Origin of the sequence: Corynebacterium sp. EPI-003-04-2554_SCH2473622, assembly GCF_001665955.1 — a bacterium.
GTDB lineage: Bacteria > Actinomycetota > Actinomycetes > Mycobacteriales > Mycobacteriaceae > Corynebacterium > Corynebacterium pseudodiphtheriticum.
On record NZ_LZMN01000084.1, the window covers coordinates 79,136 to 101,390 of the forward strand.

Here is a 22,255-nt window from a genome sequence, read left to right on the forward strand (position 1 = left end):
CTTTAGATCAATTTCGTAACCTGCGAGTAAGAAAAAGCGCCAACGCCTAGCCCTTTACGTATTCCTATGCTCGTATCTTCTGTTGCAAGGTCTAGCACAGGTGGGCCGATAAGCATGCCAAAAAATAATAATAGCGCGACAGCAGGGATGCGATTACTGAACTCGAAGGCCATCAAAGGCGCGAGTAACGCCGCAGCCATGATCCAAGCGAAGGAAACCAGAGCATCGGCATATTCTGTTGCCCCAGCTGTGAGTACTAACGTGCCAGTAGGGTCTATGCTGTCAACTGCCATACGTTGTTGCCTACGCACTAACTACGACGAATCATAATCCTGCACTCATCTAATGGCAGGTCTTAGTATTTGGTGAAAAGAGACCGCGTGTCGGGAATAGACTTCCACACGCGGTCTCTTTAGTCTCGCAAATTCGATGGCGCTGAATAATGTATTTGCGCAGATTTTGCTCTCTAACGGCCTTTCCGTGCCGTGATGTCTTCGTTAGTAGGTGGGTTTTACCTTTTCCATGTGCAGCAAGTAGACGGTATCGATATCAACATCTTCGATTGCATCACGAAGATCTGCCTCGCTCGTTTCAATCATGTCATTGAGCTTGTTCAGATCGGCCTCTGGACGCGCATTAATGGTGAACTCGATGGTTGGCCGTTTTCGGTCGATAGAAACCTTCTGCTTTGCTGAGGTCACGTCGGAGTCTGTCGCTAACTGAGCTGCCACTGCCTGTGCGATATGACTAATGTGTATAGAAATATCGCCCTTTTCGTCGGAAGCTGAAGAACCAAGTTGCGAAAAGGTCCGGCGGCGTAAGTTGATGATGATCAGCCACAAACCAATGATAATCGTTGCCGCTAGGATGCCCCAGAGCAGGTATTCGTACCAATTTTGGTCTGGCAATGTCCGCCAAGCGTCTGGGTCGCGCCAGAGTGCGAGCTCCTTCGCGAACTCTACATCGAAGTGCGCTAACACTGGCCAGAGTCCAAAGAGGATTAGCGTAATCGCGAGCAAGAAAAATATGAAGCGGTCAATGAATGCGGTCAGTTTGCTCATGATACGCCCTCCTGAGAACTGTCACCCTCGACCCGAACCTCGATCTTCGGCTGTTGTTGCAAGAATGCAAACTTGGTTTTGATCGCTTCCTCTACGCGCTGGGGTAGCGAGGAGTCGTTGCTATCACCTTCGACAATGACTTGCAACCTCTTTCGCGAAATCTTGGAATGTGCGGAACGCGCACCAGGCAATTGTTGCGCAGTTGCAGAACTGACTCGAGCCAGATCCACGGGACGTACCCAGACTGCCGCATTGCTGTTTAGTATGCGGTGTGTTTGTCTACGTGGTTTGAAGGCAACAATCAGGAGCAGCACTCCGAGCACGATCGCGCCCGCGCCCACCCATACGATCCATTCGGGAAGCTCATTCTGTCCAAAGAACTCCGTAATTGGTGTAATCCAGCTCTGCTGGTCTTGATTCGGTAAGACGAACCAGATTTCCCGGATCATTACGCCGGCTACCGCGAGTAGAAGTAGGCCAAGGAGCACAGCAAGCCCACGGGCGATCGGTGATGCCTTTGGTGCTTGGCCACGATAAGCCTTTTGTTTAGCCACGTGAGCCTCCTCTTAGATCTCGAAGTACTTCCTTTGTGTCTTTCCGGTAGATGGCGCGCAATGGGGCTGGTTTCGGAACGGTCACCGGTCGGAACGGGTGATCGGCAGGTGCGTAAGGCTTACGCAGTTGTTGTTTCATCGGCGTCCGTACTTTGCGAAGAGCACGGGCCTTGGGGACCTCGGGCTTGCGTGGCTGGCCCCAACTCGCAACGTTTATTTCACGCAATGCGTGTTGTTTAGGCGGCCGTATTTTTCGCAGTTTTTTACGTCGAATGTTTACTGGTCGTGGTTTGCGTGGTTTCGGCACTGAAACCGAGCGAAGTTTCCGCTTCCTTGGCACTTCGACTGACCGTAGAGCGAATGACCGTGTATTGACGTCAATAAGTTCCCGCGGTTGCGGCGAAACCACTTCGCGCAGTGGCTGAGGTTTGGGTGCTTGTACCGAAACGCTTGGCATTTCACCAACGGTAACCGACCGTAAAGCAGCCGGTTGCGGCACGGAAATTTCACGCAGTGGGGCTCTTTTCGGAACCGAGATTGTCTTTAACTTCTTTTGCTCCGGTACTGAAGGCGAAAATGGTGCCCGAGACTTCGGTGCCTCCACCTTTCGCGGAGTCGGTAACTCGTTCACCGTGATTTCGGCTAGGGGCCTTGCTTCCGGTGTAAAGAAGGGGACGAGCTCCTTGGGATCATCCACAGAGATAACTCCGAGAGGTTTTGGCCAGGGAGTTTCTACTTTTCTGCGGATAGCTAGTTCACGGGTCTCAACTGCATTGAGTTCCGCAAACTCAGCCGAGATCGTTATCTCCCGCAAAGGAGCTGCTTCTGCCGTTTCAATTTCCCGCAGGGTCTCGGTTTTTGAGGTCACGCGAGGATGCGCAACTTCGAGTTCATTGACCGAAATTGCGCGTGGTGTGAATTCGGAGCGAGCCTCGACGTCATCGCGGCTGATTCGTTGCTTCGACGGCACAGCTTCGCCGATTGTGACATTAACCCGCGTGGCTTCATACCCAATATAAGTGTCAAGCGCTTCGGCAATAGCTTTGCGCACTTCCGCAGCAACCCTTACTGCAGGAGATGGCCAAACCACGGCGATGACAGCATCGACCGAAGCGACCCGGCGATCTTGATCCAATCGGATATCAAACCTTGGGTAGTTGCGTGATAACAAGCCGCCGTCGATGTCCGTGGTGCCCGGTACTTGGTAAATCGCGCGCTCAACGACGTGTTCGGCGACGCGGGTTTTGTATGTGGTTACGCCTGCAGCCTGCGACGAACCTGAAGACTTGACGGCCTTATGAGCCTGCTCGGTCTTGTCGACGGCGCTGGGGGAAGAATTCGCAAGTGATTCCGTGGTGGCCGCAGGTTTATCCTGCTTTTCCATTAGCCCTGACCTTTACCCGAAGAGAAGATGTTCGTCAGATCGATACGACCATCGAAATGAGCGCCGATGGCGGCGCCGATCAGTGCAAATGGGATAGCCCAAAGGGAGTACCATCCGGTGATAGCGATCAGCAGCATTATACCGATGCCGACCAGCGCGCCAATCAAAGTGTAACTAATGTTGTTCATAAAACCCGTCCTCAAAAGTCTTACTGCTGGGTAGATGTGGAGCTATCGGTGGCATCAGAAAAGATCACGTCCACGCGGCCTAGATCGATGGAGCAGGCTTTCTGAGCAACAACGCGGATGTCAGATGCGAGATCGTGTAAATTCACGCCCGCGGCGAAATCCGCGGTGATGTGAATTTCGATGTGTAGTTCACCTGCACCAGAAACGCGGCGTAGGCCAGAAATGCGTTCTCCGGGGTAGAGCAGGGCGACTTCGCCGAAACGGCCGGCGTGTAGCCCAGCGACCCCGTGAACATCTTTAACTTTGGATGCGATGGATCGCGCATCCGCCACCTCAAGCTGGGGTGCTTGAGTTGCGGCCATTTTTAGCGATCCTGGCCAGAAGCGATTGCGGTTTGCTCGTCTTCGTTTTCGTCTTCTTCATCACCAGGAAGCTTGACGTCGTGAACGTTGACATCAACGCCGGAGACATTCAAACCGGTCATGCGCTCGACGGCGGAAATAACGTTACGACGGATAGCGTCAGCCAGCTCGTGGATGGCAACACCGTATTCTGCGGTGATTGCAACCTCGACGGAAGCGGTGCCTTCTTCTACTTCGACAGAAACGCCTTGTTTGACGTCTTCGCTACCGAAGGTTTGGCGGATAGAGCCCATGACACGTTGAGAAGTCGATCCCAGGGCAGCAACTCCCGAAACTTCGCGGGTAGCCAGGCCAGCAATCTTGCCAACTACACCGTCGTCGATGGTGGTGGTGCCGTGCTCGGTTTCCAAGTTGCTGTTTACCTTGCGAGCAGGGGTGTTGTCAGACGATTGGTTCTGGTTCTGTTTTTGGTCGGCCATTGTGGCGCCTACCTTTCTGCTGTCTCATGGTTAAGAAATGAGACCCCGGTGGCTTACTAGCCGTGGCGGTACCGCCGTTGAGAATTTGGAGGTACCCGGGGTGTATTTGAATCTGCCAAGCGTTGGAAATCACACGTTGATGTGTGCCATTTCCCTTGACTGATTTAATCCTACGGAAAACGTTTATTAGCGTCGTCTCGTAGTGCTGTAGATCATACAGGTGGGGAGGCTGTGGGGGTAAATAGAGGTAGGTTGAATTTTTCCGAATGACGTGTTTAAATGGCCAGGTTGCTTAAACAGGGTGTATTCCATCTATTGGCGCAGTGCAAGGTGCTGCAATATGCGGTATCCGGAGCGCTACCTCAATAGTCAAAGATGCGCTGTGGTTAAGCAAACATGACACCTTCGCCGTGCATGGCCCCTAAAAAACTCTCAAAACATCAGGGGCCGACAAATGTGCACAGAAGGGCTGCCAATCGGGCTAGGTTCGTCGTCATAGACAGGGCATCCCGAGCGGTAGTGCCGGAGAAGGGGCATAGCAAGTAAACAGCGGCAGTACACAGTCAGGTTCCATCGGGACGTTTGGCTTCAGTGCGCGCAAGAATTGCGTGCCTGGCCGGATCCGGTGCGTGTCAATATAGACCGAATGCTGGCGTTGTTTGCCTTCAGCTAGCCCTGGATGCGGACAACGTTGAAGAGAAATCGAAGAGCGAGCTTTCATCGTTAGACGACAGAAAGCAAGCGAGGAAGAGGATAATCGTGGCGGGACAAAAAATCCGCATTAGGCTAAAAGCCTACGATCATGAGGCAATTGACGTCTCGGCAAAAAAGATTGTCGAGACCGTCACCCGCACCGGCGCCCGCGTGGTTGGGCCTGTGCCGCTGCCGACTGAAAAGAACGTCTATGCCGTTATCGGTTCTCCACACAAGTACACCGATTCGCGTGAACACTTTGAAATGCGCACACACAAGCGCTTGATCGACATTCTCGACCCGACGCCTAAGACCGTTGACGCATTGATGCGCATCGATCTTCCGGCCAGCGTTGATGTCAACATCCAGTAATCGCGAAGCGAACACTATATAAAACTGTCTAAAACTGTCAGTGGAGAACAAATAATGAGCGAAAAAGAGATCAAGGGCATTCTGGGCACCAAGCTCGGCATGACTCAGGTCTTTGACGAGAACAACCGGGTCGTCCCGGTTACCGTCGTCGAAGCTGGTCCTTGCGTGGTTACCCAGATCCGCACAAAAGAAAAAGACGGCTATTCGGCCATCCAGATTGCGTACGGCGAAATCGACCCCCGCAAAACTGCGAAACCACAGGCTGGCCACTTTAAGAAGGCCGGTGTCACCCCGCGCCGTCACGTAGCTGAAATCCGTATGGATGACACTTCGTCCTACGAGGTCGGTCAAGAAGTTACCGTCGACATCTTCGAGGGAGTTAACCTCGTTGACGTCACCGGCATCACTAAAGGCAAGGGCTACGCTGGCGCTATGAAACGCCATGGCTTTGCAGGTCAGGGTGCTGCACACGGTAACCAGGCCGCTCACCGTCGCGTCGGTGGTATCGGTGGTGCCGCAACCCCAGGTCGCGTTTTCAAAGGAAAGCGTATGGCCGGTCGCATGGGTCGTGACCGCGTCACCACTCAAAACCTGAAAATCCAAAAGATTGACGCAGAATCCAACCTGTTGCTCATCAAGGGCGCTATCCCAGGTGTCAACAAGGGCGTCGTCACCGTTAAGACTGCTGTGAAGGGTGGTGCATAAGCATGAGTAACCTCACGCTAGATGTACAGACCGCTGAAGGCTCCACCAACGGTACCGTTGACCTACCAGCAGAAATCTTTGACGTGACCACCTCGGTTGCCACCATGCACCAGGTAGTTACCGCTCAGCTTGCTGCCGGTCGAGCCGGTACCCACAAGGTAAAGACCCGCGGAGAAGTCCGTGGTGGTGGCCGTAAGCCATTCCGTCAAAAGGGAACCGGTCGTGCTCGTCAGGGTTCGATTCGTGCTCCTCACTACACCGGTGGTGGCATTGTGCACGGTCCAGTCCCACGTGACTACGCACAGCGCACCCCTAAGAAGATGATCAAAGCTGCTCTCTTTGGCGCACTATCCGATCGTGCTCGTAACGGTCGTATTCACGTCATTGACGAATTGGTTCCAGGTCAAGAGCCTTCCACCAAGAAGGCCAAGGCATTCCTGGAGCGCGTTTCATCCAACAAGAAGATCTTGCTGGTAATCAACCGCGAAGATTTGAACGCTCAGCGCAGCGCCAACAACTTGCCGAACGTTCATATCTTGGACTCCGGCCAGCTCAACACGTATGACGTTTTGAACGCTGATGACGTTGTCTTCTCGGCCGCAGCCCTGCATACCTTCATCAACCGCGGCGCAGAAGCAGCCGTTGCAGGGGAGGAAAACTAACATGGCTAAAATCGTAAACCCACGCGATATCATCATCGCACCGGTTGTTTCCGAGAAGTCCTATGGCCTTATGGAGCAGAACACCTACACGTTCTACGTCGCCAAGGACTCCAATAAGAACCAGATCAAGAATGCCGTTGAAGAAATCTTCGGCGTGCAGGTCGCATCCGTCAACACTCTGAACCGTGAGGGCAAGCGCAAGCGTACTCGCACCGGTTTCGGGCGTCGGAAGGCAACCAAGCGCGCCTACGTAACTCTTCGCGAGGGCAGCGACTCCATCGATATCTTCGGCGCTAACGCCTAAGACTTCGGAAGGTAAGGAAGAATTATGGCTATTCGTAAATACAAGCCGACAACTCCGGGTCGCCGCGCGAGCTCCGTTTCCGAATTCGAGGAACTGACCCGTTCCACCCCGGAAAAGTCACTGTTGCGTCCACTGCACAAAACCGGTGGTCGTAACGTACACGGACACATCACCGCTCGGCACATTGGTGGCGGTCACAAGCGCCGCTACCGTCTGATCGACTTCCGTCGCAACGACAAAGATGGCATCCAGGCCAAGGTTGCGCACATTGAGTACGATCCAAACCGCACCGCGAACATCGCGTTGTTGCACTACGCCGACGGTGAAAAGCGCTACATCATCGCCCCTAAAGGCTTGAAGCAGCACACCATCGTTGAATCCGGCCCTGACGCCGACATCAAGGTAGGTAACAACCTACCTTTGCGGAACATTCCAACCGGTACCACGATTCACGCAGTTGAACTGAAGCCAGGTGCGGGCGCCAAACTTGCACGCTCCGCTGGTTCCTCCATTCAGTTGCTGGGTAAGGAAGGCAAGTACGCCATCCTCCGTATGCCGTCTTCGGAAATTCGTCGCGTGGATATCCGCTGTCGCGCTACTGTCGGTACCGTAGGCAACGCTGATCAGATGAACATCCGTTGGGGTAAAGCTGGACGTATGCGCTGGAAAGGCGTTCGTCCAACCGTTCGTGGTGTCGTGATGAACCCGATCGACCACCCACACGGTGGTGGTGAAGGTAAGTCTTCCGGTGGTCGTCACCCTGTGTCCCCATGGGGCAAGAAGGAAGGTCGCACCCGCAACCCGAACCGCTATTCCAACAACATGATCGTGCGCCGTCGTCGCCCGAACAAGAAACGCTAAGAGGAGGTAAAACGATATGCCACGCAGCCTAAAGAAAGGCCCGTTCGTCGATGAGCACCTCCTCAACAAGGTGGACGCTCAGAACGAAAAGGGCACCAAACAGGTAATCAAGACCTGGTCCCGCCGTTCCACCATTTTGCCGGATTTCATCGGACACACCTTCGCGGTGCACGATGGCCGCAAGCACGTTCCCGTCTTCGTAGAAGACTCAATGGTCGGACACAAACTCGGCGAATTTGCACCTACCAAGACCTTCAAGGGTCACGTCAAAGAAGATAAGAAGAGGCGATAAGCGATGAGTGACGTTATCACTAGCGCAACCGCCACTGCTCGGTACGTGCGTGTAACCCCAATGAAGGCACGTCGCGTCATCGACCTGGTGCGCGGAAAGTCAGTATCTGAGGCTCTAGCCATCCTGAAGTACGCACCACAGGCCGCTGCGAAGCCAGTTGCAAAGGTCGTTGCCTCGGCCGCGGCTAACGCAGAAAACAACTTCGGGCTGAATCCTCGCACATTGGTTATCTCCGAGGCATACGCCAACGAAGGACCAACTATGCGTCGTTTCCAACCGCGTGCTCAGGGTCGTGCGTTCATGATCCGCAAGCGCACCAGCCACATCACTGTGGTAGTCGAAAGCCAGGAAGAAGGTGCCAAGTAAATGGGTAACAAGATCCATCCACACGGCCTACGTTTGGGAATTACCGCTAACTGGAATACCCACTGGTTTGCTGAAAAAGACTACGCAGACTACGTGGCCGAAGACATCAAGATCCGTAACTTCTTGTCCAAAGGACTAGACCGCGCGGGTATCGCAGATGTGGTCATCGAACGCACTCGCGATCGCGTTCGCGTCGACATCCACACTGCCCGCCCAGGCATCGTTATTGGCCGCCGTGGTGCAGAAGCCGACCGCATTCGTCGCGAGCTCGAAAAGCTGACCGGCAAGATGGTCGCGCTAAATATTCTTGAAGTTAAGCAGGTCGATGCCAACGCAACCTTGGTTGCCCAGTCGATCGCTGAACAGCTCGTGAACCGCGTTGCTTTCCGTCGTGCTATGCGCAAGGCAATCCAGTCCGCGATGCGTCAGCCTCAGGTCAAGGGCATCAAAGTCATGTGCTCGGGCCGCCTGGCTGGTGCCGACATGTCCCGCGTTGAGCGCTACCACGAAGGCCGTGTTCCCCTGCACACCCTTCGTGCAGAGATTGACTACGGAACCGCCGAAGCCCACACCACCTTTGGCCGCATCGGCATCAAAGTGTGGATCTACAAGGGCGACGTCGTCGGCGGCGTACGGGAATCCGAACTGAACGCACCATCCGAGCGTCGTGGCCGGGGCGATCGTCGTCCTCGCCGTGGTGGCCAACGCCGCCAGCGCGCTCAGCAGAAGAAGGACTAAAGCATGCTTATTCCTAAGCGCGTGAAATTCCGTCGCCAGCACCGCCCAAACCGTAGCGGTGTCTCGAAGGGCGGAAACCGCATCAACTTCGGTGACTACGCAATCCAGGCCCTGGAGCCTGCCTACGTCACCAACCGCCAGATCGAGTCCGCACGTATCGCCATCAACCGCCACGTCAAGCGTGGAGGTAAAGTGTGGATCAACATCTTCCCGGACCGTCCACTGACGCAAAAGCCACTCGGTGTACGTATGGGTTCCGGTAAGGGACCTGTCGAAAAGTGGGTAGCCAACGTTAAGCCGGGCCGCGTACTTTTCGAAATGTCGTACCCGAACGAAGCAGTCGCTATTGAGGCTCTGCGTCGTGCCAGCCAAAAGCTGCCATGCAAGGTCCGCATCATCAAGAAGGAGGACCAGCTCTAATGGCAACCGGTACCCCTGCATCCGAGTTCCGCGAGCTCGACGAAAAAGAGCTCAAGCAGCGTCTGAGCGACGCTAAGGAAGAACTATTCAACCTACGTTTCCAACTGGCAACCGGTCAGCTGACGAACAACCGTCGCATCGGCGTCGTCAAGCGCGACATTGCCCGCGTCTACACCGTGCTTCGGGAACGTGAGTTGGGTATGACCGAAACTCCAGGAGCTGAGGCATAACTATGAGTGAGGCAACTGTGACAGATTCCACCAAGGGCCCTACCCCGAAGAAAGAAAAGGAAAAGGGCGCCCGCAAGGTTCGGATCGGCTACGTCGTATCTGACAAAATGCAAAAGACCATTGTCGTCGAGCTCGAAGACCGTAAGCAGCACGCGCTGTACGGCAAGATTATGCGCTCGAACAGCAAGGTTAAGGCTCACGACGAAGACGAGATCGCCGGCATTGGTGACCGCGTCCGCATCGTCGAGACCCGTCCGCTGTCGAAAGACAAGCACTACCGTCTCGCAGAGATCGTCGAAAAGGCTAAGTAGTCCAACAACGGACAGAACTTATACCTGTCGACGGCGACACTCGTTTGAGACGCCTGGTCGTTAGCTAACTTACGACCTACCCGAATGCCCCGCATTGGCTTGCCTTTGCGGGGTCTTTCTGTAACTTAGGGCATCCATATCATGATAGGCTAATCTGAGTTGACTTCAGCCGATTTCAACGAAACACGACGAAAGGCGAATGGATGTTCCGCCGTTTTAGCATCAAAACCGCAGTAACCGCGAGCCTGGCCGGCGTTGCATTGCTCGCCGCAGGATGCTCGAACTCGCAAGACTCTGCCGACAGCGCAGATAGCTCTGACGAAAAGATGGAGGCCACTTCGGAAGAACGAATTGCGGCAGTCGGCCTGGGCGATGCCGATACGGTCCTGGCTCTCGGCGAGACCCCAGTCGCGATTGCCCCGTGGGCAGGCTCCAACGATGGGGTAGGACCGTGGTCGGAAGATCTATTGGGTGACGCTGAGCCTACCCTGATCCGCGATACTTCCGCCGGCTTCGATCAACAGCACATCGAGGCGATAGCGGCAACTGACCCCACGAAGATCATCGCGGTCAACCACTCAATTGATGACGAAACCAAGAAGAGATTCGAAACCATTGCGCCGACCACGCTGCACTCCGCAGAAGATAGCGATTGGCAAATTCCGTGGGAAAAGCAAGTAGAAACCATCGCCAAGGCATTGGACAAAGAAGACGAAGGCCAAAAGCTTATCGACGAGACGAATGCTGCCTTCGAGAACTTCCGGGAGGACCACCCAGAACTGCAGGGCAAAACCGCGGCCATCGCATTGCCATCCGACAACCAGCTGAGCCTGTACACCTCTGGTGATGGTCGTGGGCAATTCATCGAAGACCTTGGCTTTGTCATTCCGGAGGAGCTGCAAGAAACCGACGGCGAATTCTACCGGACCATCGCGGCTGAAAATTTCAGCGAATATAACCAGGTCGACTACCTGTTCATCGTGGACTGGGAAGGTGCAGCCGACAAGATTAAGTCCCTGGAGGCATTCCAAAACATCGATGCCGTGAAAAACGGCAACGTCTTTTACTTCGATGACCTCACCGGGACCGCCATGTCCTTGCCGAACCCTCGCACCATCCCATATTCCATCAGTAAATTCACTGAGAAGCTCACTGAAAAGCCCAGTGATAGCACGAAATAGACTCGCGCTAGCGAGGCTTTCGGGGGTCCAACGGGCACACGGACGGTGTGCCCGTGACGGGGTCGGGGACCACCATTGCCGCTAAACCGTAGACGTCTTCGACCAATTGGGCGTCTAATACTTCACTGGGGGCCCCGGTGGTCACGATCTCGCCTTTTTTCATCACGATCAAATGATCGGCATACCGTGCTGCTTGATTTAAATCGTGCAATACCGCGACGATAGTTTTTCCTCTTTCGTGGAAATCGCGCATGAGCTCCATCAATTCGTACTGGTGCGCAATATCCAGAAACGTAGTTGGCTCGTCCAGCAACATGATCGGAGTTTGCTGTGCCAACAACATGGCAATCCACACGCGCTGGCGCTGCCCACCCGATAATTCAGCTACCAATTTCCCTGAAATATCTTCCAAACGAGTAGCGGCCAGTGCCTCAGCGACAGCCTGCTCATCCTGCTTGCTCCACTGGTGAAACAGGCTCTGATAAGGAGCACGCCCACGCGCAATCAAATCAGCCACCCGAATTCCATCTGGCGAACTAGAAGACTGCGGCAATAGCCCCAACTGTCGCGCGACCTGTTTAGCGGGCAAGCTGGCGATGGCTTTGCCATCAAGAAGCACCTCACCTTGCGATGGGGTGAGTACCCGCGAAAATGCGCGCAGCAAGGTTGATTTACCACAACCATTCGGGCCGATGATTGCGGTGAAGGAATTATCCGGGATATCGACGTTGATATCGCGGGAAATGGTGGCGGTGTCATAACCGACGGTGGCATTGACGACGCGGAGACGTGGAGCAGTAGAGTTCATCGTTATTGCTTCTCAGAGTGGGGGAGTATGTGTGGGGGAGTTCGCGTGGGTTAGTGAGTGGACAGCAAGGTGTGAGCCGAGGTGGATCCTTCTTTGTCAGCCGGTGCCGTAATGTCGCTTAGATTCGCGTATCAGTAGCCACAACATGTACATGCCGCCGATGACGACGGTGATCAAGCCGACCGGAATTTGCCGGTAGAACGTGGCAATAATCAACGACAATACGTGCGCTCCGGTTAACAACACCGCGCCCATAGCGGCGGCGCCGAGGAGAGAAACCCCAGCGGTGTGCATTAATCGGCGCGCGATTTGCGGTGCGACCAATGCAATAAACGAAATTGGTCCGGCAGCTGCTGTCACGAGCGCAGTGGTAGCAACCCCCACCACGATTAGCAGCAGGCGCGCACGGTTGACTTCGAAGCCTTGCGTCGTCGCGGCGTCGTCGCCAAGCTCTAAGTGCCGTAGCGGACGCGACAGTATTGCAGCACCGATGATGACGATTACGCCGAGCACCAGCGTGGGCAGCAGACCTTGCCAGGTCACTTTCGTGATGGATCCGGCTGCCCAAAAACCAACCTGCATGCCTTCTTCCACATCGGCGCGGGTGATGAGATACGAATTCAACGATGTCAACATGGCGGAGATGCCAATGCCGACGATGATCAACCGGAACCCCTGTACGCCTTTACGCCACGCCAAGACGTAGACCGCTAAGGCGGTGATGATGCCACCGATAATGGAGGCGGCGGCGATCGACCAAAAACTACTCGTGCCGATCACCAGCATCGTGATGACGACGGCGGTATAAGCACCCGCATCGAAGCCGATGATGTCCGGCGAGCCGAGCGGATTGCGGGTCAGTGATTGGAAAATTGCCCCGCCGATGCCAAGTAACGCACCGAAGGCGACGGCGGCTACGGCGATGGGTAAGCGCCATTCGCGCACGATGGTGGTATCGAAACCATCTCCGCCGCTGAACAAGGCGGTTATCACTTCGCCCAAATCCAGTGGATATTCGCCGAGAGTGATGGCCGCGATCGCTCCGATCACAGCTAGGGCGAACAAGCCCAGCGCGGTCAGTAGCAGGCGGGTAGGGAAGTGCAGTGAGACCCACCTGGTGCGCACGACGAGTTTGCGGTAGCCAGGGTCCACCGACGCAGGTGCTTGTGTGTCCTGAGACTGTGTACTCATAGTCCACTCGCTTTCCGACGGCGTACCAGCATGATCAGCACTGGTGCGCCGACCACTGCAGTGATGATGCCGACTTCAATTTCTCCAGGACGCGCGATGATGCGGCCGATGACGTCGGAAGCCAACACCAGCACGGGTGCTGCCAGCGCTGAATAAATAATGATCCAGCGCTGATCCGGGCCGACTATCCACCGTACGACGTGGGGAACCATCAGACCGACGAAAGCCAGACCGCCCGTCAGTGCGGTGGCACCACCTGCCAGCAGCGTGACTGCAATGATGCCCAGCACGCGGGTACGCACGACTTTGGTGCCAAGTGAAGCAGCGAGGTCGTCGCCAAGCGCAATCGAATTCAGTGACGACGAAATCGCCAGCGCGAGAACCAAACCTGCCGCGAGGAATGGTGCGACGAGAGCGGTATCAGAGAGGTCAGCGCGGGCAACAGACCCCAAGCTCCAGTTGCGGATGGCTTGGAAAGTGTCGGGGTCGATCAGGGTAAGAAACTGTGTGATTCCAGAAAGCACCGCCGCCAAAGCCACACCGGCTAGCACCAACGTCGCGGGGTTTGCCTTGCCGCTCGCGCCTAACGATGCGCCAGAGCCAATGAAATAAACCACCACGGTGGTGATCGCTGCGCCCAGGAAGGCGAACCAGATATACCCGCTGATGCTGGTCAATCCGAAAAACCCGACGCCTAAGGTGACCGCGAATCCGGCGCCGGCATTGACTCCGAGGATGCCGGGATCGGCCAGTGGGTTGCGTGTTAACGCCTGGATGAGAGCACCCGCCACGCCGAAGGCCGCGCCGGTCGCGATCGCCACGACGGTGCGGGGGATGCGCAGGGTCCAGACAATGATGGCGGCTTCGGAGTTATCGCGGGCGAGCAGGCCATTCCAGACTTCACCCCAGGGCAAAGGGTTAGCGCCGAGGGCGATGCTGAAGCAGATCATCACCACGATGGCGGCGAGTATCGCCAGCATGCCCAGCGTACGGCGGGCAAAAAGTGCAGGTGCCTGCATGAACCATCCTTCGTTTTTAGCAGGCCGGAGAGTTTTTGACCGTCGAGACCTGCCACCGAAATGCTTTCAACTTGGACAGCCTACCCTCTCAGGAGTGGATTAGCCATGCCTAGGCTATTTGTTTGATTTAGATATGCGTTATCGCGCATCGATTGCGCAAATTATCCCGGACGCGACCACCGGCACGGCCGCAGCTACAAGTCGCGAACTGAGTTGAACAATCATCCCAGGCTGTGGTTGAATGGCAGGGTTGCCGATGCAGGTCGGCGGATTTGTGATGCGTTTCCGAATCGCAACCGCCGAGACCCTTCGACCGTCACTGACTTTTTCTGTGGTGTGTTCGTCGACAAGCATCAGGTAGCTGCAAGAACAAGACCGAGTGCGATCAGGACGGAAATCTTTTCGCACATTAATCCAGGTCAGGAGACCAACTGTGATTCAACAAGAATCGCGCCTGAAGGTCGCCGACAACTCCGGTGCACGAGAAATTCTCGTCATCCGGGCCCTCGGCGGATCCGTGCGACGCTTCGCAGGCATTGGTGACATCGTTGTCGCTACTGTCAAAGAAGCAGTCCCAGGCGGAAACGTGAAAGAAGGTGACGTCGTTCGCGCCGTCATCGTTCGCGCAAAGAAGGAAACCCGTCGTGCGGACGGTTCCTACATTGCTTTCGACGAAAACGCTGCTGTCATTCTTCGTTCCAACGATAATGACCCACGCGGTACCCGTATCTTCGGGCCTGTCGCTCGTGAGCTGCGTGAGAAGAAGTTCATGAAGATTGTTTCTCTCGCACCGGAGGTGATCTAGGTGAAGGTACATAAGGGCGATATGGTCCAGGTCATTTCGGGCCCAGATAAGGGCGCGCAAGGCAAGGTCATTGAGGCATACCCAAAGACCAACAAGGTTTTGGTTGAGGGCGTCAACCGCATCAAGAAGCACGTTGCGAACTCTGCGCCGGAGCGCGGCGCCGAGTCTGGCGGAATCGTTACCCAGGAAGCACCAATCCACGTCTCGAACGTCGCGGTGCTCGATTCTGACGGTAACCCAACTCGCGTTGGCTACCGCTTTGACGAGAACGGCAAGAAAGTCCGCATTGCTCGTCGCAACGGGAAGGATATTTAAGGCATGAGCGACAACTACACTCCACGTCTGAAAACCCGTTACCGCGACGAAATCAAGAACAAGCTGAATGACGAATTCTCTTACGAGAACGTCATGGAGATCCCCGGTGTTGTCAAAGTTGTTGTCAACATGGGTGTTGGCGACGCTGCTCGCGACTCCAAGCTGATCAACGGTGCGGTTGAGGACCTTACTCTGATCACCGGTCAGAAGCCACAGCTGCGTCGCGCTAAGAAGTCCATCGCGAACTTCAAGCTGCGCGAAGGTATGCCAATTGGCGTGCGCGTCACCATGCGTGGCGACCGCATGTGGGAGTTCTTGGACCGTTTGTTGACTATCGCGCTGCCACGTATTCGTGACTTCCGCGGCTTGTCCGATCAGCAGTTCGATGGCCACGGAAACTACACCTTCGGTCTGTCTGAGCAGACTATGTTCTACGAGATCGACATCGACAAGGTTGATCGTCCACGTGGTATGGATATCACCGTTGTTACCAGCGCTACCAACGACGATGAAGGTCGCGCACTACTTCGTGAGCTGGGATTCCCATTCAAGTAGTAGGCTACTGCGTTATTGTCCTGTGTACGGGGCAAATAGCTGGTCATCAATGATCAAATCCTTCTGTGCTTGTCGCGCAGAAGGATTTTTTGTTAAGCCCTGCGTCAGTTCAGAGGGGCGTTGCAACACTTTCCCTTAAGAAGGTGTTGTTGTGCCTGGAGTTGTTGGCCCGTACCACTCATTGTCTGAATCGGATCGTCGTGGCCTGGTCGCCATGGTTGACAGTGGGCATAGCGTTCGTCCGGCTGCTGGTGAGCTTGGCTGTCATTACGTGCATGCTCTGAATTTTTGCCATGCCCATGGATTGCCAGTTGTGTATAAAGCCAAACGAGCTGATCGTAGCGGTAACCAAGCTTGTCAACTTGTAGAGCTAATCCAATACGGACTTTCGGTACACCAAGCCGCCTGTAGGTGCGGGATGCATCTAACCGCTGCCTATGCCATTGCTATAGAAGCTGGGTGCCATATCCGTCTAACCCGGTATGTCCGGAAAGCCCGCCAGACACAGTTGAGGGTGGAATACCTACGTCTTCGCCTGGCGAGTCTGCCTGTTGGTGATGCCGGTGTTCCAGTAGAAATTCATCGTCGAGCGTGTTTAGCTTTCGAAAAAGGACTCATCAAATCCAATAGGCCACGAGAAGAGTTCATACCCGTCGGTGAGGACGCCACCACGTATAAAAGACTCATGAAAGCGCTGCGTCAACGCCATGATGTCGTCGAATCTGGACGTCTTCGTTCTCCTGCCTTGCCTAGCGGGGTGGATCCGTATAAACGCATCAGTAATCGCTATATCTGCTTTGAAGAACGCGTTCTTATCGCCGATCTTCTTCGTGAGCATGTGCCGTTGCGTGTGATCGGACGCTGTTTAGGGCGAAGTGCCTCGTCAATTCAGCGTGAAGTACGCAGAAACCACAGTGCTGAAGACCCGTATCGTGCAGAAACAGTCCAGTTAAAAGCTTGTGCGCGTAGGCTGTGGCCGAAAATACCGAAACTGTTGGCTGACAAAAAGTTATGGGACTATGTATGCGCACAATTGCGGGCACAATGGTCACCTGAGGAGATTTCCAATCGCCTGCCTATCGGAGGGTGTCAGGAATTTTGTGTGTGAGGCTTTGATCTGAAGGAGTTTCACCGATAATGACTACTGTGTCACCGAAGAAAGGCCATGACCCGACAAGGGGCAACCAAATCAGCGAGAAGCTGATGGAAAAACCTTAAGCTGGCTAGCTTGATCGGCGAGCTGTCGAGTTCTGCTGATGATGCAAGTGACCTGGTAAAAGGTTTGTTGCAGGCATCGATCAACACTAGTCTGCAGCCGGAGATGGATACGCATTTGGGATACGGCCATGCCGAGGGGTCGTGTCGGCACGTTTGCTCCAACGATGGTGCCCAAAGGCTCCCATCGGCTCACAGAACTCGACGACATGATTATCTCTTTTTACGCCGGGGGATGACCGTGCGCGATATTTGCCACCATCTTTCCACCACCCTTGGTGTGGATATGAGCCCGGATACGATCAGCACGATTACCGATGAGGTCATGGTGTGGCAAAACCGCCAATTAGACGAGTTCTCCCCCGTGATCTTCCTCGACGCGCTCCGCGTGAAAATCCGCGATGGCCACCGTGTGGTCAATAAGGCCTGCCGGAAGCTGTGGAGGCAACCTGGCTGAATTCCATGGTGCAGACTGTATTGTGCACCTGATTCGAGTTGTTAAACGGTGGGTGTTGTATCAAGACCGCAAACCGTCTCTGGCATGCTACGCGATATCTACACAGCTGCAAATGAGGACACGGCCCGTGCCAGGCTGGATGCTTTTAAGGCCAGTGAACTGGGTCGTAAATACCCGCAATCGGTGAAAGTCTGGTGTGATGCTTGGGACCGGTTGGTACTGTTTCTGCAGTTCCCGCCGGCGGCACGGCGGGTGCTCTACACCACGAACTCGATCGAATCGCTCAATGCTTAGGCTGCGTAAAGTCACTCGTAACAGGGGGGCAATTCCCAACGATACTGACGCATCCCCAAGAATAGTGCGGAACGGAGATTGGATCATGCACATCCTCGGAAAGAACATCCCCCAGATGTGGATACTTTGGGATGGCGCGCGCGAGGCGTTCCGTGAAGATAGCGTGAGCAACAACCGCCACGGGCTGGCGGGCGCCCACCCATGATGCAGCACCTTCCGCGATGCCGAATTCGTGGGATTGAGCTTCCTCCCACGTATCGATATCCGAGGCGGGAACCACCTTCACTGCCACGCGTTGTACGGCAAAATCATGCGCTCCGATTCGTGCGTGAAGGATCACGATGAGAACGAGACCGCCGGTGTCGGCGACCGCGATCGCATCGAGGAGACCCGTCCGCTGTCCAAGGACAAGCGCTTTCGTCTCGTTGAGATCATCGAGAGGCGCGCTAGTTTTCTCTAGGATTTCCGGTACTTGCCGGTGTGTGGATTTTAGTTGGCCCTGGTGAGGCGGAAATCCGCAGTATAGACCGGCTAGGCAATCGCCTATAGCGGGTCTTAGTGTTATCCATACCCTTCCCATTCGGCTATTGTTAGGTTAAGCTAAGATTATTCAAGCTTGCTGTACTTGTGTCATTACTTCGCTCAAGTCGGTACGAAACCAGATTTTCCGCATTACGAGATAAGGAGCGCGTGTTGTCTAGCAACCCGTTTGATGACGAACAGGGCAGCTTTTTTGCCCTGATCAACGACAAGGGAGAGTACTCGTTATGGCCCAGTTTCGCCGCTGTGCCTGAGGGCTGGACGGTGGCACTCGGAGATCTCTCCCGTGGTGTAGACGGTGGGGTATCGAGGGACGAGGCGATGGAGTTCATCGATCGCGAGTGGACGACTTTGCAACCGGTAGGAAAGCCTCACGAATAAGTGAGTGTTGTACTTCCTAGCGCCACTCCTCGTCGGTCGATTGCCGAAATAGGTCGGTTGCTTCGTTGCACCGCTATGCCTGCAGTAAGTGCGATGCTGTTCACTTTCGCTGGCGCTTTGCTCTCTCTGGTTCCCATCTATTTGTTGGCCAGCGTCATCGATGCGGTAGCAGCCGGTGACGGGAAGTCTGGCGTGCTGAAGGTGATCGTGTGGGCTATCGCGGCATGCGTTGGTACTGCGGTAGTCGCTGGCCTTGCGGAGGCACTGACAGGCGTGACTATTGCCCGGCTGGTGGCCAAGTTGCGCGAGCGTGCCGTCGCTGCAGTGCTGAATCTTCCGCCCACGACGGTAGAATCCCTGGGACGGGGAGAAGTGTTGGGACGAGTTGGTGCGGATGTTGCCGCGCTAGTGAGCAGTGCACGCAAATCAGTTCCATCAACCCTGAGTGCGCTGGTGATGGTCGTGGTGGCCAGCGCAGGAATCGGCGGGTTGGATTGGCGCCTCGCATTAGCGGGGCTGTGCGGGATTCCGTTCTATGCCCTGGGGTTGCGGTGGTATCTCCCTCGTTCTGCCCCTTTGTATCGACGCCAGCGCGAACTGGAAGCCGGTGTTATCGGATCCTTGCAAGGTTCTATGGAAGGGATTCGCTCGGTGCGTTCGCATCGACTGGTGGAAAGCCGTCAAAGTCTTACGAGGCGCTACGCGCAAGCATCGCGAGACGAATCGATCGCTGCATTTCGTGTGTTTTCTGGGCTGGTGGCGCGGGAAAACTTCGCGGAGTTCGTGGGGCTATCGGCTTTGTCGATCGTCGGCTGGTTGCTTTTCCGCGAGGATTTGGTGTCGGTGGGCGAGATCTCTGCTGCGTTGATTCTGTTCCATCGTCAATTCGTGCCAATCGGCACGATTCTGTTCACCTTTGATGAACTGCAGCGTAGCGGAGCAGCCCTGGGTCGTATCGTGGGACTTATTCATTCCGTGGGTGCGCATACTCCACAGCCGATTGAAAGCCACTCCACGCTTCGGGAATTCCCATCTGTGGAGGTAGATGGACTGAATTATCAGTACGAGAACGGGCCGAAGATCTTGCATGACCTCTCGTTCCAGATTCCTGCGGGGCGCTCGGTATGCGTGGTTGGTGGATCGGGAGCAGGTAAGTCTACAGTGGCGGGAATTGTCTCTGGAACCCTCGAGATTACAGAGCCGGGTGTGATCACCATTGATGGTCGCGATGTGGTGGAGATGAGCGCACGAGAAAGAAGCTCGCTATTTTGCGTTGCCTCCCAGGAGAACTACGTCTTTGCGATGAGTCTGCGCGATAACCTCCTGCTGGCGGCCGAAAGTGCCAGCGATGCAGAAATATGGGATGCGCTGCGCCGAATTGGTGCTGAAGATTGGTGCACGTCCCTGTCCCATGGTAGTAAGCACGGCCTGGACACGATGTTGGGCGAAGGAGGCCTGCATGTAGATGCGGTGGCGGCCCAACGTCTGGCGCTGGCCAGGGTGGCATTATCGCGGGCTGGCGTCGTCATTCTTGACGAATCAACGGCTGAAGACGACGGTTACTTCGAGGAAACGCAGCAACCCAATGAGGCCTTTTCGATGTCCTTGGAAAATGCTGCGCGTGCGGCGATCCGCGGACGGACGGCGATGGTGATTGCCCACCGGCTCAGCCAGGCGACTACCGCGGATAGCGTGGTGGTGATGGAGCGCGGGCGCGTGGTGGAAACGGGCTCGCACAAGGAGCTTGCAGCTAGTGGTGGAACGTACGCCGACATGTGGACTGCGTGGAATGAATAGGGGTGGCAGGCGGGTGTCAAACAACAAGGTGGTGAGCCTGCGAGGGCTGGTCAGAAAAAATTCTCGTGCTATGGCTCTGAGCGGCTTGTTGCTGAGCATCTACCATGTGGCAGAAGCCATGATTGCGGTGTTGATGGGGTGGTTGGCGCACAGTCTTATCGCAAGCGACAACGTGTGGCATCTGGTGGGCGGAATCACTGCCTTAGGCGCCACTCTGGCCACGGTGTCTTTGAGCTGGCAGACCGGATTCCGGATCCTGCAGGCTACATCTGCTCGGAACGTATGTGAACTGCGGGCAGGTATCACCTCGCAGGTGGTAAGTCATGGTGGGCAGCCCGATGATGTGGACAGTCTGCCTCGCCAAGAATTGCCCACGGTGGTGGGCGAAGATGTGGTGCAGGCGGTAGACATCATCGAAGTGGTTCCAGTGGGGATCAGTGCGCTGGTGGGCGCCATTTTCTGCACGATCGTTTTGGCGCTGATTGATCTGCCGTTGGGTGTGGTGGTGCTGGTGCTCAGCTCGGTGGTGCTGATGGTTCTGCATAAGCTGTCGAAGATCATTGAACGGCGCGCGGAGCGGCAACAAATTTTGCTCGCGCGAGTGACCGCGCGCATGACGGACATTTTGCAAGGATTGCCAGTGATCGCTGGAGTGGCTGGTGCACATCCTGCCTACCGAGGATATGCACGGAAATCGGAACTGGCGTGCGCAGACGCTCGAAAGCTTGCGTGGGTCAGTGGAGGTTATGAAGCCTTAGCGATGGGCAGCAATGTGCTGTTGCTGAGCTCGGTGGGCCTGTATGCGGGCTATCGGGCTATTTCTGGCGATGTGACTTTGGGGGAGTTGGTCACCGTGGTGGCATTGTCGCAATTTATCGCGGAGCCGATGCGACAGTGCAGCAGAATGCCGCGCTTTATTGGGCTGGCGAGGGCTTCCGTTCGGAGGTTGCAGCGCGTGGCGGAAGCCCAGCAGCTCCGTGAGGGGCTGAGCGTGCCACCTGCTCAGGTCGGCACACCTGCTATTTCCACGTGCGGTGGAAACGGCGATGTTGCGGAGTTAGACCAGGCTTCAGTGAAGTTCGTCGAAGAGCGTCTGACGGTGGTGCACTGTTCAGCCACATGGGCGGATGCTCTGGTGGACGCGTTAGTCGCGGGGGAGTCTATGAAAGTCGGCACCCCAACTGATCCGCAGACGCAGCATCTTTGGATCCGTGGGCGAGACATCCGCGAGATCTCGGTAGGCGACGTGCGTTCCGCTGTACTGGCCGAACCCAGGCGGCCTGCCTTGTTTGGCGACACCGTGGGGCAGGCTGTACGGCGGAGCTCCGGAGAAGGCGGGATGGTAGATGCTGCGGAAATCCTCAGCGCATTGGGGCTCGATGAACTTGCGCCGGGAGGTGCTCATGCTGCCGGGGTATTGGATTACGAGCTGACCGAAGGCGCCCGCAATCTCTCCGGTGGCCAGCGGCAAAGGCTTGGCCTAGCGCGAGCGCTCTTGGTTGATCCGGAGATGTTGGTGATGGTTGATCCGGTCTCGTCAGTGGATTCAATTTCCGGCATGAAAGTGGCTCGTGCGGTGCGAGACATTCGCCGCGGGCGTACCACGGTGGTCCTGTGTGCGGGAAGAGCCTTCCAATCAGTGGCTGAGGAAGTAGTTGATGTGAAGCTCTTAGCGGGGAGTTTGCGGACGAGGGGTGATTAATTCTCGGCAGGGG

General features: G+C 55.6%; 29 protein-coding genes and 2 pseudogenes. 21 read left to right on the plus strand and 10 right to left on the minus strand.

Going from position 1 to position 22,255, the window contains the following annotated elements:
* Nucleotides 1-2: 2 nt before the first annotated feature.
* The 7 genes from A5774_RS11800 to A5774_RS10305 form a co-directional block, all read right to left on the minus strand.
* Entirely contained in the window at nt 3-293 is a 291-nt protein-coding gene (locus A5774_RS11800; protein WP_064834696.1) for a hypothetical protein, read from the minus strand.
* A 204-nt stretch (nt 294-497) separates the two neighbouring features.
* A complete protein-coding gene (gene amaP / locus A5774_RS10280; RefSeq protein WP_021352946.1) occupies nt 498-1,061 on the minus strand; it encodes an alkaline shock response membrane anchor protein AmaP in 564 nt (187 codons plus the stop codon).
* Nucleotides 1,058-1,615 (minus strand): DUF6286 domain-containing protein, encoded by a 558-nt coding sequence (locus A5774_RS10285; protein ID WP_064834697.1) that lies wholly within the window; start codon nt 1,613-1,615, stop codon nt 1,058-1,060. The genes amaP and A5774_RS10285 overlap by 4 nt, the downstream gene beginning before the upstream one ends.
* On the minus strand, nt 1,608-2,999 hold the full coding sequence (locus A5774_RS10290; protein WP_064834698.1) for an Asp23/Gls24 family envelope stress response protein: 1,392 nt from the start codon (nt 2,997-2,999) through the stop codon (nt 1,608-1,610). The genes A5774_RS10285 and A5774_RS10290 overlap by 8 nt, the downstream gene beginning before the upstream one ends.
* Nucleotides 2,999-3,187 (minus strand): hypothetical protein, encoded by a 189-nt coding sequence (locus tag A5774_RS10295; protein WP_021352949.1) that lies wholly within the window; start codon nt 3,185-3,187, stop codon nt 2,999-3,001. Before A5774_RS10295 ends, A5774_RS10290 begins: the two co-directional genes overlap by 1 nt.
* Before the next feature lie 20 nt (nt 3,188-3,207).
* The gene (locus tag A5774_RS10300) at nt 3,208-3,549 is read right to left on the minus strand and encodes a hypothetical protein (RefSeq protein ID WP_064834699.1); all 342 of its coding nucleotides are present in this window, start codon (nt 3,547-3,549) and stop codon (nt 3,208-3,210) included.
* A gap of 2 nt (nt 3,550-3,551) precedes the next feature.
* Entirely contained in the window at nt 3,552-4,028 is a 477-nt protein-coding gene (locus tag A5774_RS10305) for an Asp23/Gls24 family envelope stress response protein (protein WP_064834700.1), read from the minus strand.
* A 759-nt stretch (nt 4,029-4,787) separates the two neighbouring features.
* On the opposite strand from A5774_RS10305, the gene rpsJ reads away from it, so the two are divergent.
* The 12 genes from rpsJ (at nt 4,788) to A5774_RS10365 (ending at nt 11,163) form a co-directional block, all read left to right on the plus strand.
* Entirely contained in the window at nt 4,788-5,093 is a 306-nt protein-coding gene (gene rpsJ / locus A5774_RS10310) for a 30S ribosomal protein S10 (protein ID WP_018121308.1), read from the plus strand.
* 54 nt (nt 5,094-5,147) lie between these two features.
* Nucleotides 5,148-5,798: a 50S ribosomal protein L3 gene (gene rplC, locus A5774_RS10315; RefSeq protein ID WP_021353215.1), complete on the plus strand. Its 651-nt coding sequence runs from the start codon at nt 5,148-5,150 to the stop codon at nt 5,796-5,798.
* Nucleotides 5,799-5,800: 2 nt separating this feature from the next.
* Nucleotides 5,801-6,460 (plus strand): 50S ribosomal protein L4, encoded by a 660-nt coding sequence (gene rplD, locus A5774_RS10320; RefSeq protein WP_021353216.1) that lies wholly within the window; start codon nt 5,801-5,803, stop codon nt 6,458-6,460.
* Nucleotide 6,461: 1 nt separating this feature from the next.
* Nucleotides 6,462-6,764, plus strand: a complete 303-nt coding sequence (gene rplW / locus A5774_RS10325) for a 50S ribosomal protein L23 (RefSeq protein ID WP_021353217.1) — start codon at nt 6,462-6,464, stop codon at nt 6,762-6,764.
* 24 nt (nt 6,765-6,788) lie between these two features.
* The gene (gene rplB, locus A5774_RS10330; protein ID WP_021353218.1) at nt 6,789-7,625 is read left to right on the plus strand and encodes a 50S ribosomal protein L2; all 837 of its coding nucleotides are present in this window, start codon (nt 6,789-6,791) and stop codon (nt 7,623-7,625) included.
* Nucleotides 7,626-7,641: 16 nt separating this feature from the next.
* A complete protein-coding gene (gene rpsS / locus A5774_RS10335) occupies nt 7,642-7,917 on the plus strand; it encodes a 30S ribosomal protein S19 (protein WP_018121303.1) in 276 nt (91 codons plus the stop codon).
* A gap of 3 nt (nt 7,918-7,920) precedes the next feature.
* On the plus strand, nt 7,921-8,283 hold the full coding sequence (gene rplV, locus A5774_RS10340; protein ID WP_021353219.1) for a 50S ribosomal protein L22: 363 nt from the start codon (nt 7,921-7,923) through the stop codon (nt 8,281-8,283).
* Nucleotides 8,284-9,021: a 30S ribosomal protein S3 gene (gene rpsC / locus A5774_RS10345; protein WP_021353220.1), complete on the plus strand. Its 738-nt coding sequence runs from the start codon at nt 8,284-8,286 to the stop codon at nt 9,019-9,021.
* Between the two features lie 3 nt (nt 9,022-9,024).
* Nucleotides 9,025-9,441, plus strand: coding sequence for a 50S ribosomal protein L16 (gene rplP / locus A5774_RS10350; protein WP_064834701.1), 417 nt, complete (start codon nt 9,025-9,027; stop codon nt 9,439-9,441).
* Complete coding sequence (gene rpmC / locus A5774_RS10355; protein WP_021353222.1) at nt 9,441-9,671, plus strand: 50S ribosomal protein L29; 231 nt, start codon at nt 9,441-9,443, stop codon at nt 9,669-9,671. The genes rplP and rpmC overlap by 1 nt, the downstream gene beginning before the upstream one ends.
* A 2-nt stretch (nt 9,672-9,673) precedes the next feature.
* A complete protein-coding gene (gene rpsQ, locus A5774_RS10360) occupies nt 9,674-9,982 on the plus strand; it encodes a 30S ribosomal protein S17 (RefSeq protein ID WP_021353223.1) in 309 nt (102 codons plus the stop codon).
* Between the two features lie 203 nt (nt 9,983-10,185).
* Nucleotides 10,186-11,163, plus strand: a complete 978-nt coding sequence (locus tag A5774_RS10365; protein WP_064834702.1) for an iron-siderophore ABC transporter substrate-binding protein — start codon at nt 10,186-10,188, stop codon at nt 11,161-11,163.
* A 7-nt stretch (nt 11,164-11,170) separates the two neighbouring features.
* Here A5774_RS10365 and A5774_RS10370 read toward each other — a convergent pair whose 3' ends face one another.
* The 3 genes from A5774_RS10370 to A5774_RS10380 all read right to left on the minus strand — a co-directional run bounded on the left by A5774_RS10370 (nt 11,171) and on the right by A5774_RS10380 (nt 14,181).
* Nucleotides 11,171-11,971 carry an ABC transporter ATP-binding protein gene (locus A5774_RS10370; RefSeq protein ID WP_023018949.1) on the minus strand — a complete coding sequence of 267 codons (801 nt, stop codon included), beginning with the start codon at nt 11,969-11,971 and terminating at the stop codon, nt 11,171-11,173.
* 96 nt (nt 11,972-12,067) lie between these two features.
* The gene (locus A5774_RS10375; RefSeq protein ID WP_023018950.1) at nt 12,068-13,162 is read right to left on the minus strand and encodes an iron chelate uptake ABC transporter family permease subunit; all 1,095 of its coding nucleotides are present in this window, start codon (nt 13,160-13,162) and stop codon (nt 12,068-12,070) included.
* On the minus strand, nt 13,159-14,181 hold the full coding sequence (locus A5774_RS10380) for an iron ABC transporter permease (RefSeq protein ID WP_023018951.1): 1,023 nt from the start codon (nt 14,179-14,181) through the stop codon (nt 13,159-13,161). The genes A5774_RS10375 and A5774_RS10380 overlap by 4 nt, the downstream gene beginning before the upstream one ends.
* Nucleotides 14,182-14,614: 433 nt before the next feature.
* Between A5774_RS10380 and rplN the strand changes: the two genes are divergently transcribed.
* The 9 genes and pseudogenes from rplN to A5774_RS10430 all read left to right on the plus strand — a co-directional run bounded on the left by rplN (nt 14,615) and on the right by A5774_RS10430 (nt 22,242).
* Nucleotides 14,615-14,986, plus strand: a complete 372-nt coding sequence (gene rplN, locus A5774_RS10385; protein WP_023018952.1) for a 50S ribosomal protein L14 — start codon at nt 14,615-14,617, stop codon at nt 14,984-14,986.
* Entirely contained in the window at nt 14,987-15,301 is a 315-nt protein-coding gene (gene rplX / locus A5774_RS10390; RefSeq protein ID WP_018121290.1) for a 50S ribosomal protein L24, read from the plus strand. It begins immediately after the preceding gene.
* A gap of 3 nt (nt 15,302-15,304) precedes the next feature.
* Nucleotides 15,305-15,856, plus strand: a complete 552-nt coding sequence (rplE, locus tag A5774_RS10395) for a 50S ribosomal protein L5 (protein ID WP_018121289.1) — start codon at nt 15,305-15,307, stop codon at nt 15,854-15,856.
* Nucleotides 15,857-16,007: 151 nt separating this feature from the next.
* Nucleotides 16,008-16,964, plus strand: coding sequence for a helix-turn-helix domain-containing protein (locus A5774_RS11090; RefSeq protein ID WP_023018953.1), 957 nt, complete (start codon nt 16,008-16,010; stop codon nt 16,962-16,964).
* 29 nt (nt 16,965-16,993) lie between these two features.
* A pseudogene (locus A5774_RS11095) lies at nt 16,994-17,874 on the plus strand (transposase); the annotation flags it as partial.
* 237 nt (nt 17,875-18,111) lie between these two features.
* Nucleotides 18,112-18,282: pseudogene (locus A5774_RS11100) on the plus strand (uS17 family ribosomal protein); the annotation flags it as partial.
* Nucleotides 18,283-18,515: 233 nt separating this feature from the next.
* Nucleotides 18,516-18,743, plus strand: coding sequence for an MbtH family protein (locus A5774_RS10420; RefSeq protein WP_023018957.1), 228 nt, complete (start codon nt 18,516-18,518; stop codon nt 18,741-18,743).
* Between the two features lie 75 nt (nt 18,744-18,818).
* The gene (locus tag A5774_RS10425) at nt 18,819-20,540 is read left to right on the plus strand and encodes an ABC transporter ATP-binding protein (protein WP_231892418.1); all 1,722 of its coding nucleotides are present in this window, start codon (nt 18,819-18,821) and stop codon (nt 20,538-20,540) included.
* 70 nt (nt 20,541-20,610) lie between these two features.
* Nucleotides 20,611-22,242, plus strand: a complete 1,632-nt coding sequence (locus tag A5774_RS10430) for an ABC transporter ATP-binding protein (protein WP_231892419.1) — start codon at nt 20,611-20,613, stop codon at nt 22,240-22,242.
* Nucleotides 22,243-22,255: the final 13 nt, after the last annotated feature.